Origin of the sequence: Nostoc sp. FACHB-280 (assembly GCF_014697615.1) — a bacterium.
GTDB lineage: Bacteria > Cyanobacteriota > Cyanobacteriia > Cyanobacteriales > Nostocaceae > Nostoc_B.
In genome coordinates this window covers 45,855-62,491 of record NZ_JACJSD010000001.1, presented here as the reverse complement: position 1 = coordinate 62,491, position 16,637 = coordinate 45,855, and the positions used below count along the sequence as shown (strand labels likewise).

Genomic DNA, 16,637 nt, shown 5'->3' with positions numbered 1-16,637 from the left:
TTTGGTTTAGCTTGCTTGCTGTCGGACATATTGTCCATTCAACCCAGTTTGTATCCAACTCAAGCATTCATATTCGGAATTGAATAATTTTGGGGCGGCAATATTATTCAATAACTCTGGTGGATAATGGTCGTAGAAATATTTACCATTTTGTTGAAAGATGATAATCAAGTTGTTACGGAAAATATAGCGAGACTTAAAACAATCTTGTTGACTGATAAATTCTAAATTTTTGTCAAGATGTTCTTTGGCAATATCAATAATATTATTAATGCTATTACCATAGATGCCTGCTGGATTTTCGGTTTTGTGAAATCTACTTTTATTGCCGATTTCTGACAACAGTTTGTAGGAATAGATTTCGTAAGCATCAGCTTTGCCGTAAACAAACGGAATGATGAGATATCCTTGATATGAAATTGATTTTTCATAAAGAAGACGACTCATCTGAACCTCCTTTGATGAAACTGCTTACCAACGATCGCCCCAATCACAATCCACATAAAAAATCAAGCCATTTCTCTTGGTTATTTTTAAGCATTGTTAATATCCTCTTAGCAAATTTGCTCAGGGATATATAATGCCCTTCTTAAAAAAGAGAACGACTCCCGCTTTATTAAAAATGTCTTGCAATAACTATTATTACTCTTTTTGAAGTGAGTATGAGTTGAATATTTTGTGTGTCAGTCCTGAAATATCGGGAAGAATTTACCACAAACTTAGCTGATTTGGTGGATTTTCTAGGTGATTCCAAGGTAAAGGCGGAACTGAAACACCGCTTTGTTCTAATAGCTGTTGAAAGTGACGGGCGTTGTGTGGCGATCGCTCTTCTAAAGGACAATGGACAAAGAAGTAGATTTTTGTCCCCGCCTGCAACCATTTTTGAATCTGAGTTACCCATTCGGCCATAAACTGCTGATTCTCAGATAATGTGGGATGGGAAATAAACCGAATCAAGCTAAAAGGTGCTGTAACGCTGAATTGTACAGGTAATTTTGGTTTGCGTCGTTCTGATTGTAACTGGGGATCATCTTCGCCATTGTAGATCGGACGCGAATCTAACAATACTCTTCCAACACCAAGATTTTCTAGCAACGCTGTTAATTGACTACTGTAAGGTTCTTTAAACCAATCTAAATGTCTGACTTCTAAAGCTAGAGGTGCTGTTTCCCTTGGCCAAGCTTCGAGAAAAGCAGTTAAATCATCAATTAGTTTCCCTGGATAACTGGGAGGTAGCTGGACAAACATCGGCCCCAAGCGTTTCCCTAAAGGCTGCATTTCTTCTAAAAACTTCAAAGCTGCGGAAATATTGGGTTGGAGTAAACCTTTATGGGTGATATCGCGTGGTAACTTGAGGCAAAATTCAAAACCTGGAGGTGTTTGGGCTACCCAACGGTTGACAGTTTCTTGGTTAGGCACAGCATAAAAGGTAGTATTGCCTTCAACCGTAGTCAAGCGACGACTGTAAAGACGCAAAAAATCAGTAGCGCGAGTCCCTGGAGGATACAACTCACCCACCCAACCTTTATACGCCCAAACTGCACAACCAATAAAAAAGTTCACTGACTAGCCTTGAGTGTTATTACTTAAATTGTAAAGGCTTATGGATGGTGCGATCGCTTGGTGCTGTTTTTCCCAAAAATAAAAACGGGAGAACTCATACAATCACTATGCAGCAAAAATCTTTATCAGCATCTTTGTTAGAAATTCTACTACCTCTAGCATTAATTTTCGGTTTAGTTTTACTTTTAAGCCTCAATGTCGAACAAACTCACCAAACAGAGGCAGCACAAGCACCGTTAGAATCATGGTTAAAATTAATTGTTGGTTATCTCGCCGCCACCGCCGAAATCTCCGCCGCACTGGTAATTGGACTGGCTGTGATTCGTGGAATATTGCTTTATCTGCTACAAACCTTTTCTCGTTCTAGACAACATATTGATTCTACAGAAGTGGTGCGGTTGCAGTTGGGGCGGGTATTAGCTTTGGGCTTAGAATTTACTGTTGCTAGTGACATTTTAAGAACGGCTGTTGCACCTACACGCCAAGATATTCTCAATTTAGGGGCAATTGTACTACTAAGAACATTACTGAATTACTTTTTAGAACGAGAAATTCAGCAGGTAGAACAAAGTCGTTCTAAAAGTTATCAAAATGCTGAACAACCTGAAAACACACCGTAGATTTGAGATAGATAGGACTTACGCAGACTCTATGATTTCTTGGCGTTCTTGGCGACTTGGCGGTTCGATAAATTAAGCTTTGTGGGAATTTTTGCGTAAGTCCTGATAGACAAAAAATTTTTATACCCAGCAAAGCAACTTATATAGGCAATTGTCTGACTCGGAAAGTGCGATCGCTCTAGCGAGGTGGATGTACGACCTTGCCCATAGGCGATTACAATGAAAACGCGATCGCACTTTCTCAAGGAGTATGCAGCAGTGCAGCCGGATTTACTAGGCTTAGAAATTAGCAAGGGAGAATTGAGGCGTTTAACTGGGTTTGACCCAGAAGATGTTTTCCGGCCTTCGGTCATGAAAGATAAAGAGAAGCGAATTGGCTTTTTGATGAATGAATTGCTGGTGGCTTTAGCACTCACACCAATTATTGTGGGTTTTATTTATGCGTTTATTATTTTGCCCACTATTGGTTCTTCCATCACATTAGGCATTATTTTATTAATTTTAGTACCCTTGGCTGTGATTGTTGGGCGATCGCTCTGGCGCAAGTTTACTTGTCCGCAAGCACTCACCATGCTTTTAGATGAAGTAGATCAATATCATGCTGTGATTAACGCCATAGATATTCACGACCAATTAGCAACTTCAGATAACTCTATCCACGACAGAGAACAAGTAATTTCTGCCTTACAACTAATTCGGGAAGATTTAGTCCGCGCCTTAAAAACCGAGCGCATTTTGCGGGACAATAAAAAACTACTTGCAAATAATCAAGAATTATTTGTGAATAATTTAGCTAATCTGCAAGCATTACAAGTCAGTACCCAAGCTGGTGAATATGCTCAATTGCTCAATCAATCATTGCAGATTGCTCTTGATGTGCAAGCCGAAATTAGAAAGTTGCAAAAGCCTTAATTTTGCTCAGATTTCTACTGGAGGATGCCAGCCTGCGGAAACCCAAGCTTGTCTGACAACAACAGCATAGGGATTATTCAATTGCAGAGCTAAAACAGTCGCGCGACCACAGGTAGTTAAACCTACAATCTGACTACCATCGTCTGTCCAAGTAAAGTGATCTGACCACTTTTGTTGACGAGGGTTGAATAGTCTGACCTTAGAGTTAGTTATGGGATCTTTGGCATAGGTTTGAATACCTTTGTAGGAATTACATAACCGACAGGCAAGTCAGAGATTTTCTTCATCATCAGTACCACCTGCTGCTTTGGGTACAATGTGTTCAATTTCGAGAATGCCTAGAACATACTTTTGAAGACTGCGGCAGTAACCGCACTGATTGTTGGCTTGTGTTCTGATTTGTACACGGACTGCTTCTGGAATTTGGCTCACTGACTTAAAGGCTCAATTAATCCACGTTTGACAGCTTCATTTAGTGAAGTTGCTTTCCGTAAGAGTCCTTCTTGATAAATTTGCATCAAGTTTTGTAACTCTGGACGCTCATTATCGGTAATAGTCCCTGCTTGTTGGCGCTCAAGTAATTCACTCAATCTGCTATCCTGTTCGGGTTCCATTTGCAATTCAGTCAAAGCTAGAATTTGTTCATTGGCAAGAACTGAGACAGGTTCTAAATGATTAACTTCTGCTCTCACAGATGGAATCGACAGTTGAATTGTATCTGCCAAAATACTAGCAACATCCCGATTTGCCAATTTCGCAAAACGTTCAGCATGTTGGTAAATCTCATCTGGTAAGGTGATAGTGATTTGAGTACTCATAACACAAATAAGAATATTCCTCTGGATTTTTCCCTGCGATCGCAATTTTTCTGAAGCTTGATATTATTGCTAAGTCCACAAAAGAAGATAGTACATCTAATATTTTAACTAGAACGGGAATATACCATTTTTGCGAGATAATAAAAAATCGCTGACAAATAATTTAGCAAATCTGCCAGCCTAAACACTCACTATTCCATCTGGTATATATATTTAACTGCTAAATTATTGCAGATTATTCTCTCAAGTCTGAAATATCTCACACAACAGTTGCGCTGCTGACTCTTATGAGTAACAAACCAAAAATAATTGTTTTAGATGATGACCCTACCGGTTCGCAAACAGTCCACAGTTGCTTGCTGCTAATGCGCTGGGATGTGGAAACTTTACGCATCGGTTTGCGCGATGAATCACCGATTTTTTTTGTCCTGACTAATACCCGTGCGCTACCTCCAGAGTCAGCCGCATCTGTGACTAGAGAAGTTTGTCAAAATTTAAAACAAGCGATCGCATCTGAAGGAATCAACGATTTTTTAGTAGTCAGCCGTTCTGATTCTACCTTACGCGGTCATTATCCCATTGAAACAGATGCGATCGCTGACGAACTCGGTTCTTTTGATGCTCATTTTCTCGTACCAGCATTTTTTGAAGGCGGACGCATCACCCGTGACAGTATTCATTACTTAATTATTGATGGTGTCCCAACTCCAGTACACGAAACCGAGTTTGCCCGCGATTCTGTATTTGGTTATCATCACAGTTACTTACCCAAATATGTCGCTGAAAAAACTCAGGGTCGCATCAGTGCGGAGTCTGTCACCCGCTTTTTACTGGCTGATATTCGTGCTGGTAGCTTAGAACGCTTGCTGCAACTCACTGGTAATCAGTGTGCTGTAGTTGATGGTGAAATTCAAGCCGACTTGGATATGTTCGCCAAAGATTTATTAGCCGCCGCCAGCCAAGGTAAACGCTTTTTATTTCGTAGCGCCGCCAGCATTTTAACAGCTTTGGCTGCCTTACCTCCCCAACCAATTGCAGCCGAAAACATGGCAAAATACGTCCGCCAAGGTAAACCGGGTGCGGTAATTGTTGGTTCTCATGTCAAAAAGACAACTCAACAATTAGAAGCTTTATTAAAAACAGCCGGAACAGTGGGCATTGAAGTTGAGGTGCAAAGATTACTCGATAATCAAGAAAATTCTGCTACTACTTTGCTAACTGAGACATTAGCAAATATTCAGACTGTACATAACGCTGGCAAAACGCCTGTTGTTTATACTAGTCGTCAAGAACTCACCTTTAATGATGTTAAAACGCGGCTAGATTTTGGGATTCAAGTTTCTAGTTTATTGATGGATATTGTGCGAGGTTTACCTGCTGATATTGGCTTTTTAATTAGCAAAGGTGGAATTACCTCCAATGATGTTTTGAGTACTGGTTTGGCTTTAACAACCGCCAGATTACTTGGACAAATTCTCGCTGGTTGTTCAATGGTAACGACACCGGCAAACCATCCCCAATTTCCCAATTTACCAGTTGTACTATTTCCTGGTAATGTTGGCGATGCTAATGCCTTGGCAACAGTTTATCAACGGTTAACTAAAGAATGAAGTGTGAAGTCTTGATTTTTCATGAGATGTTGACCAAAGAAAATATATATTTCGTGCTGGCATTGCACAAGAAATATTATTTACTTGTTAAATACTCTAAATTTATTTCTGGGATATTCACTTCTGCCTCCTGCCTTCGTCCTCCTGCCTCCTTAACATTGATTTTTGATTCTTGACTAATGACAATCTGCAAAAAACAGTGCAATATGTATGCCTAATAGCTGTCCGTATGTCTAGTTAAGAATAATAAATCAGGGTTGATACAAAATGTTTGTTCTGAAATACTTCAGAAACATGAGTTCAGTGCAAAACTCAAAAGTTCTGAGCCGCAGTTGTTGGTGCATCCTCCAGGAGATCACAGAAGCGTTGACAGTACTCAGTCCTCATAACTTTCTTGGGTGAGAATGTTGTTCCGTCGAGTAACTAATTTAAGATAAGTAATTACCCGGAGTTTCCGTTGTGTTTATGGCTGGTGCTGCATGACTTCTGATTTTGCTATCCCCAATCCAGAGTCAAATTCTGCGCTTCCTGATGCAGAATCCATCACTCATCTATCTGAAATAGATGTAAATTCCACGGTTTCTCAGATTGAACCGAATTCTACCGTTTTTGAGCCAGATCCCCATTCTGTGATTCCAGATACGGAATTATCATCTGTTCTCCTTTATTTAAAATCAAATTCTCCGCCTTTAGTGCTAAATCCAGAATCTGTTCCCGAAGAATCAGAGTCAAATGCTCCCCTTTTGGATGTAGAGTTAAATCCTGCACCGGAAGAAGTGGAATTAAATTTGGCTAAGGACTTAGAAGCGAATGCTGAAGTCCCCCATACAGATGCGAGTTCTACTCTTTGGGATGTGACAGAAACCGAAGTAGACAATCGACTCAAAAATCATATCCAAGTCCAGTTCAAGCATGAAGACGGCAAACTGTTAGTGATTTTACCGACAGAATCCCAGTTACCAGCTTCAGAACTGGCTTGGTCTGATATTTGGCAACAGTTAAAGGTGCGATTAAATGCAGGCGATCGCTTAAGGATACCAAATACACCAGTGCATTTGATCGCCCATGACCGCTTGTTAGATAGCAGACAACTGCAAGATTTAGCCGACAGCTTTAGTGAAGTTCAACTTCAACTCAAATATGTCGCCACGAGTCGTAGACAAACTGCGATCGCTGCTGTCACATCAGGGTATTCTGTAGAACAACTACAGCCCCAAACTTCCCTCAGTTCCGAACCTCAAGCCACACCTACCACCCACGCCGACGCACTCTATCTCGAAATGACTGTGCGTTCAGGAGTGGAAATTCGCCATCCCGGCACAGTAATTTTGCTAGGAGATGTCAATCCAGGTGGTATCGTAGTTGCAGAAGGAGATATTTTAGTCTGGGGGCGTTTGCGTGGAATTGCTCATGCTGGTGCTGGGGGGAACCGTGAGTGCCTAATTATGGCTTTGCAAATGGAACCAACTCAATTGCGAATCGCCGATGCTGTAGCTAGAGCGCCAGAGAAGCTACCAGCACAATTTTCTCCCGAAGTGGCACATATCACGCCGCAAGGAATTCGCATCGCTAGGGCTACGGATTTTTCTAGAAATCAATTAGCTAGGATAAATCCAGTACCATAAATATCTATTATAATTCCTGAACCCTCATCGCTCGCAACTCTGAACATGACTCGCATTATTGTGATTACCTCCGGCAAAGGAGGGGTGGGTAAAACTACAGTGTCAGCAAACCTCGGTATGGCCCTGGCTAAAATGGGTCGTCAAATTGCCTTGGTTGATGCAGATTTTGGTTTAAGAAATTTGGACTTGCTGTTAGGACTAGAAAACCGCATTGTCTACACAGCCGTAGAAGTTCTCTCTAGAGAATGTCGGTTAGAACAAGCCTTAGTCAAAGACAAACGCCAAACTAACCTCGTACTTCTACCAGCAGCCCAAAATCGTTCCAAAGATGCAGTTACCCCCGAACAAATGAAGTTATTGGTGAATGCACTAGCCCAAAAATATCAGTACGTCATTATTGATAGTCCGGCGGGAATTGAAAACGGATTTAAAAATGCGATCGCCCCAGCCAAAGAAGCCCTAATTGTGACTACACCGGAAATCTCCGCCGTCCGAGACGCTGACCGGGTAGTTGGGTTACTAGAAGCACAAGGTATTAAGCGTGTACACTTAATAATTAACCGGATTAGGCCAGCAATGGTGCAGGCAAATGACATGATGTCTGTCCAAGATGTTCAAGAACTGCTTGCAATTCCCTTGATTGGCGTAATCCCTGACGATGAGCGTGTAATTGTCTCAACCAATCGTGGCGAACCTTTAGTATTAGGGGATACTCCCTCTTTAGCGGCCCTAGCGGTGGAAAATATTGCTCGGAGATTGGAAGGAGAAACCGTCGAATTTTTGGATCTCGACGCACCCCCAGATAACATCTTCGCCCGATTGCGTAAGTTGTTGTGGACAAAGATTGTTTAATGTTTCAGTCTCCTGATATCTATTAGCAATGATCATTGAACTTATCGAACGACTTTTTTCTCGACCTCCTGAAAACAGTCGCAATCAAGTTAAACGTCGCCTACAAGTAGTCATAGCCCACGACCGCGCTGATCTAGATGCTCAGACGTTAGAAAAAATGCGTCAAGAAATTCTAGATATTGTCTGTCGCTATGTGGAAATTGAAACTGATGGCTTGGAATTTACGCTCGAAAGTAACCAAAGAACCACAGCTTTGATTGCCAATTTACCAATTCGGCGGGTGAAAGACTCTATGCCTCTTTTGGAAAGTGGTGATAAATCACAATAGTTGCTCAGAAAGTGCTGAGTGCTGAGTGCTGAGGAGTCACTGCGTTGGGCGGCTCTGCTGACTCCCTCCGTGGCGTTGCTAAGTAAAAACATACAAACCCTCTAGTTCCTAGTCTCTAGTCTCTAGCCTCTCTTTCATACTTGCTTGGTGGTAAAAATTCTTTAGAAAATGCCTCTCAACCCATAATATATACAGGCTAGGCTCCCAACGATATAAACAAACCAAGTAAGAAAAAAGCCAATAGCTCGCCCTGGAGAAGGGCCGTAAGTTTTGATTAAACCCCATGCGTGGGCAATCCGAGCTACAGTTATGCTGCATCCCAACAGCCATAACAACCATGTTTGGACTTGCATTAGTTCTAAAGCCAGTACAAACAGTAACGCATGAGGTACATACTCTGCAAAATTTCCATGAGCGCGAACTTTTCGTTGCAACAACCCATCATCTTGACTTTGAGTGGGGAAGAGTTTTTGAGTGCTTTGCTCAACCAAAGTAGCCCAAGCACCAGGATTAACGGAAGGATTGGGTTGTTGTGCAATGTCTTTTTGAGATTCGCCATGCCAAACTCTAGTTTTTGTGCGTTCAAAAGCCACAATATAAGACAGAAAAAAAGCAATCAGACCATTCAGCCCAATAAAAAGAGTGGAGATAGGAATAGAATTCTCGATCATTTTTCGGAAGTTATGGATTCTGTGTGCAGAATAGAGCTATTTAATCAAACTGTTGTATTTTGGGCAAACTAAATTAGCCAAATACATCAGATATGTAATGAAATCACTGCTATTTCCGCAACTAATCTCTTTGAGTTTGCTAGTTTTTACTACTTTAATTACGAATTGTCAAGTCTCTCAAGCATCTCAAGTGTCCACTCTCCAAGCATCAGGTGTAAAAGAAAGTAAAATTATTGGAGGTGCAATTGATTGCGACAATGATGGGCGACAAAATGACTCACGCATTGATGATGATGGTGATGGTATTCCCGATAGATGTGAGATTGATACTTCTGCAACCGCAAAACAGGAAATTAATCAAGACACTCCAAAACAACTGTTTGAGAAGCTAATGCAGTCCCTCACAGAGATGACTGAAGGTTGCGAAGACAAGACAAAAGTAAAAGCAGGTGTAGTTTATAGAATTTGTACTATCAATAATGAACCTGTGACAGCTTCAGAAGCACTTTTAGAAGTCGGAGATGGGGTAGGTTTCTGGTTCAGAAATAACAAAGTTATAGCCATCAGGTATTTCCATTCTGGAGAAACTTTGTTTTTCGATGATGAACAATTAATTGCTAAATTTTCTGACGATGAAAAACTACAAAGTGAATTTTCCGATGAAGAACGTCGGGAAGCTGAAAATTTAGCCCAGTCTGGCTACCAAAATATTTTTCAAGTTTTTACTGAGTAATTTCCCTAATTTCTCAGTAAAATCCGATTTTAAAATTTTCCTAGTACAGGTTGGCGGCAAGCACCATTATAAATTGCTGAAAAGTTCAATATTCCTTCTTTTTCCTTTTTACTTTTGCCTTGTTGTATTAGGAGGCGTTGCTGATTTTAGAGACGCAAAAACATCTGAAAGTTTAACTTGTGGATGTTTTTCATCTCACTTTCAGCAACGCTGACTATTTTGTCAAGTAGTAGACAGTAATAGACGCGATCGCTCGCGCCACTCTTTAGCCTTATACTGCTTCTGTATTCTTTTCTCCAGTCCGAATCCGCACTACTTGTTCAACAGGAGAGATGAAGATTTTACCATCACCAATTTCGCCTGTGCGGGCAGCAGAAATAATTTTGTCTACCACCATATCAACTTGGTTATCTTCAACCACAATTTCTACTTTCAGTTTTTGCAGAAACTCAACAGTGTATTCTGAACCACGATAGCGTTCGGTTTGTCCTTTTTGCCGTCCAAAACCTCGCACTTCAGAAACTGTCATCCCCACAATACCCGCATTAACCAAAGCAATCTTCACTTCGTCAAGCTTAAATGGGCGAATAATTGCTTCTACTTTTTTCATGTATTTGACTCCTTAATCTTAAATAGGTTCGTTTATCTATCTAAGCAGATCAATCGTCTGACATTCTTACCAATAACCCGATTACCAAAACATAATGTAATAATTGCAACTTTTTTTAAAGTGTCTAGTTTTTGTCTATGCAGTTTTAGCAATTCAGATTGAAGTCCAAAATAGGGAGATATACAAGGAGCGAGGTGAAACTTGCTTGATTTACCTTAAAGATAGAAAAATTCTATATTTAAGTAGATTTGTTAACAATTCATGGCCAAATTAGTTACTTTGATGGGCAAATAAGGGTCTTACAATTAAATACCCAGCACCAAAAGCGGTCAGCATAACTAACACAATAGTAATCACTAATCCCCAACCATTAATTTCCCTCTTTTCCGGTTCCCTAGAAGGATAATAACTGACAGGCTGCTCCTCAATAAAGATGGTTTCGGGCTGGGGAGGAGCTATTTCGACTACAGGTAAAGGAAAAGGACGGCGTTTGGCTTTTGGCGGGGCGGCTGGACGCGGACGCGCTGACTGCGAACGTGGGCGTGCTTCTTTTTTTGGCTGTTTGGGGAAATTTTTCACTTCACCACTAGCACGGCTGGGCGGGTTACTATCCTTACTTTCGGGGACACGGAAATCAACTAGTTTTTGCAATTGGGAAACAGACTGCAAGACTTTGGCAATTTCTTGGCGGAGAAACTTATTTTCTTGCACAAGTTGTTGATTTTTCGCGTTGAGTGCATCTAACTGGGCTTGGGTTGCTTCTAACTCTGCTGCCAATTCCCGATATACGTACAATGGCACAGAGGAGGGATGATTTGGAGAAGCGGGCCGTTTTGCAGAGTGGCTATGAACAGCTGCTGTGGTTGTTCGCATCGGTGAATTGGTATCAAAAGTTAAGGTAATGGAATTTTACAGAAATGCTAAAGGAAATGGCTAGATATGAAACTATGCCCAAGAATAATGGATAAATGCTGAGATAGCAAAGATTTTTTTTGGTCGAGTTAATACCTAAAAATCGCCATAACAAGCAACTAACAACTTACAATATTCCACTAAATACAGGTCAATTTCGTAACAAAGGAAAAAAGTGTCCTACAGGGCCTTGACCTTTGCCTATACTGAGTGAGTAAGCAAGAGCATTTGTAACATACTCTTTTGCCTGTTTGACGGATGTTAACAAATCCTTGCCCATTGCTAAATTAGCGGCGATCGCAGCTGATAGAGTACAACCAGTACCGTGGGTATTTTGCGTGTCTATTTGCTGTGTTGTCAAGAGTTCCAAACAGTTCCCATCAAACCAAATATCCACCCCACGGGCATTGCCTTGCATCCCGCCACCTTTCACTAAAACAGTCTGCGCTTTGAAGTTGCGGTAAATAGTTTGGGCAGCCGCCCTCATATCATCTAGAGTATTTATCGGGAAACCGCTTAAAATCTGCGCCTCATAGCGGTTAGGGGTAATGATTACCGCCTGGGGAATTAACTGCTGACATAATGTCTTAATAGCATCATCATCAATTAACTGCGCCCCTGTACGCGATACCATCACCGGGTCAACTACTAAATTATTAATTTCTAAAGCCTCTACTTGCTGGGCAACAGCCGCAATAATTTCTTGATTTAGCAACATTCCCGTTTTCGCGGCTATAACGCCAATATCCTCTGCTACCGCTTGCATTTGGGCAACAACAGCCTCCGGTGGCATCGCATCCACTCGCCTCACCCCCAAGGTATTTTGCGCCGTCACGCAGGTTACAGCACTAGTACCGTGGACACAATGAAAGGCAAAGGTGCGTAAGTCAGCTTGTATCCCCGCACCACCGCCACTATCTGAACCAGCAATAGTTAAAGCTACGGGTATTTTTGATGTCTTTTCGGCATTCATAAGGGTGGGGTGTGAGGGTGTAGGGGGACGAGGGAGACAAGGTAGATAGAGGAGACAAGGTAGACAAATGACAAATGAAAAATAACCGTTGACAACTTCTAGAGTCAATTAATTTCACACTTCATTCTTCACTTGCCCTTCAATAAAGGGTTTGGTTGTGAGTTTTGGGGTCTGGTTTGCGGCACAACTGTAAGATAAGGTTGCAGTTTTTCAGAGTCAACCCAGCCAGAGTAATATTTTACGCTGGTAGACTTGGGAGAAATATCAAGTAACTCTAAATCACCGCGCATTGCATTCCAATTCCTTGCTAATTCTGGGTTTGGGTTGAGTTGTCCAGAACCGATACCTTGGGGGCCGCCGCCAACTAAATTGAGGGAAACTTCATCTAAGCTACGAATAAAGCGTTGTCCATTCCAGTGCCATTCAAAACCAGGCCATTCAATAGGTGTTTTTCCAGCTGGTAAGGAACGCCCAAACTCATACTTACTTGCACCTTCATTGAGTTTTGCTGTGAAGCCTTGAGGATATGTCACCTCGTAACGTCCTTTGTTGGTTTGGAAATTTACAGGACTCCACCACAAAACTTCTACAGTTTCATTAGCGGCTAAGGATGCAGCAGACTTTTTATTAGTCGAGGCACTGTAAATTGGTAATGTTTCTGGCAATTTAGCCATTGCAGTAAAGCGCCAACAAGACCAATTCTCTGGGTTATCAGCAGCTTGCCATTTTACTTGGCAAACACCGTTAGCACTACTCACCCAAAGAATGTTATTTTCTACTCTGATTTTGTCAGGAATTGCCCCAACTAAAGGACTGTTATTTGTAGTGTAAGTACTTAAAGAATTATCAGGACGATAAGCAACTAATCCCTTGGCAGGAATGTAGAGATTTCCTTCACCACTCACATTAGTACCCATCCAGAAAGTTGGATTATTTGCATCGCCAGTAATGGCTAAATCTGTGATTTGTGTAAATGCCAGGGTTTCTGGTTGAATTAAGCTAAATTTATCAGTTTTTGGGTCATAACTAACAATAGTGGCAATGCCGTTGTTACCTTCACCTTGCTCAAAGGCAACTGACCACCAAATCTGATCGCCATAAATTAAACTAGATGTAATTCTTGGCACACCTAACAAATTTCCTTCGGCAGAAAATCCGGCTTTTACTGCTGCATTTTGCAAATCTTTAAGGGTGTACAAAGTTTGCCGTTGAGGAGTTTTATTATTAGGTGTAATGAGTTCAAAAACAATTTTATCTTTGGTTGGATCTTTGACTTCTGGGCGGGAGAGATTATTGTCTGAGCTTAAAGAATAATTTGGCTCTTGAAGGACTCGATATTGATAGGCTTTATCCTGAAAGTTAATAGTTTTGAACTTGGGATTTACTATCTCTTGGGCAAAAGCGGTATAGTTGCTTGGTGGTTGTAAGTCTTTGGGTAAAGTTCCTTTTTGGACTGTCCAAGTATTATTAGCTCGACAGAAAACAAAATCTTGCTTTAAAGTTTGAAATCTAATCGTGTCATCATTCGCTATAATGTTGCGAATATGCCAATCAAACCTGTCATAAAAGCCTTCGTTTTGCTTTTGTCCTGGTAAAGCCACAACCTCAGCTTGGGGACAGTTTTCTACTTTCGCTTTCACGGTATTTGTAGCTTGAGAGATGCCGTCAATACCAGAACTACAAGCACCAAGAAGTAATAAGACACCCAAAACAGCAATATTTTTTTGCATAACCAATTCTCATCTCTTGACTAAGATGGAAGATTTTTTATTTCTGTTTCTGACTACAATTTCTCTAGACAAGATTTCCCAAAATTTTGCAAAAAAATTAATTCATTTGGTTAAGATATTTGCTGGAAAAATGCTCAGGAAATTAGATCCCCGACTTATATAATAAATCGGGGATCTGATTTTGCTTTGCTTCTCAATATACCTTGCAATTTCCTAGAACTGATGACGGCTTGTAGATTAACTTTGTTCCCCACGTAAATTTTGTAATGCTCCCTTTAAATATTTAGCCCATTGGGTGGCTAAGGGAATTTCTGTAAATGGTATAAGTACAGATTTAGCGGGTTCAGCAATAACAAATTCTATTTTGATGTCTCGACCTTTGGCGGGTGGTGCTTCTATATTAACAACTATGTCGTTGACCAAAAGATTTATTTTTTTGACATCAAGTAAAGAAAAAGTTTCTACATTGATTGGGCCTTTGGTTGTGGGTTTACCCCAAGTAAGATTGTTGTCTTTTTGACCTAATACGGCATAAATATCATATTTAGCTCGTTCAAATTGTGCTGCCCAAGTTCGGTAAGCTTCGACTTTTTGATATTCTTTAGATCCTTGCCAAGCTAACCAAAAAAACGCTATCAACAAAGGCAACCATAAAAGACCACGTTCCATCGTTTAACAAATCCTGAGTCGTAAGTGAAGGTTTAACTAACTAAAGTGACAATTACACCAACCAGGGATGTAAATAAGTTATGTTAGTGAGCAAACTGGCAAAAGCGTTAACGAGTTAATATGAGAAGGCTATTATTATTGTGCCTGTTTATTATTGGGCTGGGTGCTGCTGTTTTTGGATTTTTAAATTTTCAGGGACTAGCAGCAAAAGGTGATTTTGAAACGATTGTGCTTGATTTTCGGGAAGATATTGCTAAAGATGAAATAGACCGAGACTTGCAAGCGATCGCTCAACAATACAACGTCACACCCCAATTAGATAATAAATTTTCTGCACAAGACAATGTGTATATTATCAAAGGCGATCGCCAAAGGCTGCAACAACTGAAAAAATCTCAGTTTGCCAAAGCCACAGAATTTATTGAACCAAATTACATCTATAGAATTCCCCCAGAACCTAAAACCACCGTTCTTGGAGAACTCACCCCACCCCAAAATAACGAGGCCAAACCTTCCTTAATCGGCCCCAACGACCCATATTACAGCAAGCAGTGGAACCTGCACAAAATCGGCATTGAAGGCGCGTGGACTGAAACCAAAGGTAGTGGCATCACCGTTGCTGTGATTGATACTGGTGTTACCCAGCTACGCGACTTAAAAGAGACCAAATTTGTCAAAGGCTACGATTTTGTCAATGACCGAGAACAAGCCACCGACGATAACGGACATGGTACACACGTTGCAGGTACAGTCGCCCAAGCTACCAATAATCAATATGGTGTCGCGGGTGTTGCTTACGAGGCCAGTCTCATGCCACTCAAAGTTTTAAGTGAGTACGGTGGTGGTACAGTCGCCGATATTGCCGAAGCTATTAAATTTGCGGCCGATAAAGGTGCAGATGTGATTAACATGAGCTTGGGTGGTGGCGGTGAAAGCCAGTTAATGAAAGATGCTATTGATTATGCTCATAAAAAAGGTGTAGTCATCATTGCTGCGGCTGGTAATGAAAGTGCCAATGGTGCCAGCTATCCAGCCCGTTACCCCTATGTAATTGGTGTTTCCGCCTTCGGCCCAGAGGGTGAAAAAGCAGACTACTCTAACTATGGTGCTGGCGTTGATATTTCTGCCCCTGGTGGTAGTGATACTGGCAAGATTTTGCAAGAAACCATCAACGAAAATGGCGAAAGTGAATTTTTGGGACTCCAAGGTACAAGTATGGCTGCGCCTCACGTTGCAGGTGTAGCGGCTTTAATCAAAGCCAAGGGTATCGAAAATCCCGATGACATTTTAAAAGTTCTCAAACAGTCAGCCAGAGTAATTCAAGATGATGGGTTGAACTATTACGGTGCTGGACAACTTAACGCCGAAGCCGCAGTTAAACTAGCAGCCCAAGGACAAATCAGTTTCCCAGATTTCTTCCGGTGGTTGCGCGATAACGGTTATATTAACCCTGGCTTTTGGATAGATGGCGGTGTTGTAGCACTTTTGCCGAAGATTTTAATGGTAGTCGGTTCCTATTTACTGGCTTGGTTTTTACGGGTTTATTTCCCCTTTACCTGGAGTTGGGCTTTATTTAGTGGCTTAACTTTTGGCAGTTCTGGGTTATTCTTCCTCAAAGGCATTTATATATTTGATTTACCCCAGTGGCCTTTCCGCCTGTTAGGCAGTTCTCTACCTGAGTTGGGTAACACCCTACAAGGTACAAATGCTTTTAATCCCTTATTTGCCAGTGTGTTAATTCCCCTTTTGCTGATTGTATTGCTGTTAGGGCATCCGACTTGGAAATGGTTTGCCGTTGGTTGTACCTTGGGTGTGGCAGCTTGCTTGACAGTCAGTGCCATTTACGACCCAGCCGTTTGGGGTTTGGGTGATGGCGACTTAGCCAGAGTCTTCCTCATGGTTAATGCCCTACTCTGCTACGGACTAGCTCGTTTGGCAGTTAACAACGAAAGACAAGTGGCATAAAATATCAGGCAATAGTGAGTGGGGAGTAGTGAGTAGTGAAAAATCC

General features: G+C 41.3%; 18 protein-coding genes. 8 read left to right on the top strand and 10 right to left on the bottom strand.

Annotation, left to right across the window (positions count from 1 at the left end; genetic code table 11):
- Positions 1-6: 6 nt before the first annotated feature.
- Positions 7-447, bottom strand: a complete 441-nt coding sequence (locus H6G75_RS00270) for a hypothetical protein (protein WP_190978017.1) — start codon at positions 445-447, stop codon at positions 7-9.
- Positions 448-708: 261 nt separating this feature from the next.
- Positions 709-1,563, bottom strand: coding sequence for a DUF72 domain-containing protein (locus tag H6G75_RS00265; protein ID WP_190978016.1), 855 nt, complete (start codon positions 1,561-1,563; stop codon positions 709-711).
- A gap of 107 nt (positions 1,564-1,670) precedes the next feature.
- Between H6G75_RS00265 and H6G75_RS00260 the strand changes: the two genes are divergently transcribed.
- Positions 1,671-2,183, top strand: a complete 513-nt coding sequence (locus H6G75_RS00260) for a DUF1622 domain-containing protein (RefSeq protein ID WP_190978015.1) — start codon at positions 1,671-1,673, stop codon at positions 2,181-2,183.
- Between the two features lie 258 nt (positions 2,184-2,441).
- Entirely contained in the window at positions 2,442-3,095 is a 654-nt protein-coding gene (locus tag H6G75_RS00255) for a hypothetical protein (protein WP_190978292.1), read from the top strand.
- A 270-nt stretch (positions 3,096-3,365) separates the two neighbouring features.
- Here the strand turns inward: H6G75_RS00255 and H6G75_RS33735 are convergent, their stop codons facing one another.
- Both H6G75_RS33735 and H6G75_RS00245 read right to left on the bottom strand, forming a co-directional pair.
- Positions 3,366-3,527 carry an HNH endonuclease signature motif containing protein gene (locus tag H6G75_RS33735; protein ID WP_313934772.1) on the bottom strand — a complete coding sequence of 54 codons (162 nt, stop codon included), beginning with the start codon at positions 3,525-3,527 and terminating at the stop codon, positions 3,366-3,368.
- On the bottom strand, positions 3,524-3,913 hold the full coding sequence (locus H6G75_RS00245) for a hypothetical protein (protein ID WP_190978014.1): 390 nt from the start codon (positions 3,911-3,913) through the stop codon (positions 3,524-3,526). The genes H6G75_RS33735 and H6G75_RS00245 overlap by 4 nt, the downstream gene beginning before the upstream one ends.
- Positions 3,914-4,200: 287 nt before the next feature.
- On the opposite strand from H6G75_RS00245, the gene H6G75_RS00240 reads away from it, so the two are divergent.
- From H6G75_RS00240 to minE, 4 genes are all read left to right on the top strand, one after another.
- Positions 4,201-5,523, top strand: a complete 1,323-nt coding sequence (locus tag H6G75_RS00240) for a four-carbon acid sugar kinase family protein (RefSeq protein WP_190978013.1) — start codon at positions 4,201-4,203, stop codon at positions 5,521-5,523.
- A gap of 479 nt (positions 5,524-6,002) precedes the next feature.
- The gene (gene minC, locus H6G75_RS00235) at positions 6,003-7,148 is read left to right on the top strand and encodes a septum site-determining protein MinC (protein ID WP_190978012.1); all 1,146 of its coding nucleotides are present in this window, start codon (positions 6,003-6,005) and stop codon (positions 7,146-7,148) included.
- A gap of 45 nt (positions 7,149-7,193) precedes the next feature.
- Entirely contained in the window at positions 7,194-8,000 is an 807-nt protein-coding gene (gene minD / locus H6G75_RS00230) for a septum site-determining protein MinD (protein WP_062287403.1), read from the top strand.
- A 28-nt stretch (positions 8,001-8,028) separates the two neighbouring features.
- Positions 8,029-8,328 (top strand): cell division topological specificity factor MinE, encoded by a 300-nt coding sequence (gene minE / locus H6G75_RS00225; protein ID WP_190671022.1) that lies wholly within the window; start codon positions 8,029-8,031, stop codon positions 8,326-8,328.
- A 161-nt stretch (positions 8,329-8,489) separates the two neighbouring features.
- Here the strand turns inward: minE and H6G75_RS00220 are convergent, their stop codons facing one another.
- Positions 8,490-8,999, bottom strand: coding sequence for an MAPEG family protein (locus H6G75_RS00220; protein ID WP_190978011.1), 510 nt, complete (start codon positions 8,997-8,999; stop codon positions 8,490-8,492).
- Between the two features lie 97 nt (positions 9,000-9,096).
- Here H6G75_RS00220 and H6G75_RS00215 point away from each other — a divergent pair, with 97 nt between their 5' ends.
- A complete protein-coding gene (locus H6G75_RS00215; protein ID WP_190978010.1) occupies positions 9,097-9,732 on the top strand; it encodes a hypothetical protein in 636 nt (211 codons plus the stop codon).
- Between the two features lie 271 nt (positions 9,733-10,003).
- Here H6G75_RS00215 and H6G75_RS00210 read toward each other — a convergent pair whose 3' ends face one another.
- The 5 genes from H6G75_RS00210 to H6G75_RS00190 all read right to left on the bottom strand — a co-directional run bounded on the left by H6G75_RS00210 (position 10,004) and on the right by H6G75_RS00190 (position 14,626).
- On the bottom strand, positions 10,004-10,342 hold the full coding sequence (locus H6G75_RS00210) for a P-II family nitrogen regulator (RefSeq protein WP_015111218.1): 339 nt from the start codon (positions 10,340-10,342) through the stop codon (positions 10,004-10,006).
- Positions 10,343-10,612: 270 nt separating this feature from the next.
- The gene (locus H6G75_RS00205; protein WP_190978009.1) at positions 10,613-11,215 is read right to left on the bottom strand and encodes a hypothetical protein; all 603 of its coding nucleotides are present in this window, start codon (positions 11,213-11,215) and stop codon (positions 10,613-10,615) included.
- 190 nt (positions 11,216-11,405) lie between these two features.
- A complete protein-coding gene (thiD, locus tag H6G75_RS00200; protein ID WP_190978008.1) occupies positions 11,406-12,227 on the bottom strand; it encodes a bifunctional hydroxymethylpyrimidine kinase/phosphomethylpyrimidine kinase in 822 nt (273 codons plus the stop codon).
- Positions 12,228-12,355: 128 nt separating this feature from the next.
- Positions 12,356-13,957 carry a hypothetical protein gene (locus H6G75_RS00195; RefSeq protein WP_190978007.1) on the bottom strand — a complete coding sequence of 534 codons (1,602 nt, stop codon included), beginning with the start codon at positions 13,955-13,957 and terminating at the stop codon, positions 12,356-12,358.
- A gap of 237 nt (positions 13,958-14,194) precedes the next feature.
- Positions 14,195-14,626 (bottom strand): hypothetical protein, encoded by a 432-nt coding sequence (locus H6G75_RS00190; RefSeq protein ID WP_190978006.1) that lies wholly within the window; start codon positions 14,624-14,626, stop codon positions 14,195-14,197.
- Positions 14,627-14,746: 120 nt separating this feature from the next.
- Here H6G75_RS00190 and H6G75_RS00185 point away from each other — a divergent pair, with 120 nt between their 5' ends.
- Complete coding sequence (locus tag H6G75_RS00185; RefSeq protein ID WP_190978005.1) at positions 14,747-16,591, top strand: S8 family peptidase; 1,845 nt, start codon at positions 14,747-14,749, stop codon at positions 16,589-16,591.
- Positions 16,592-16,637 lie beyond the last annotated feature (46 nt).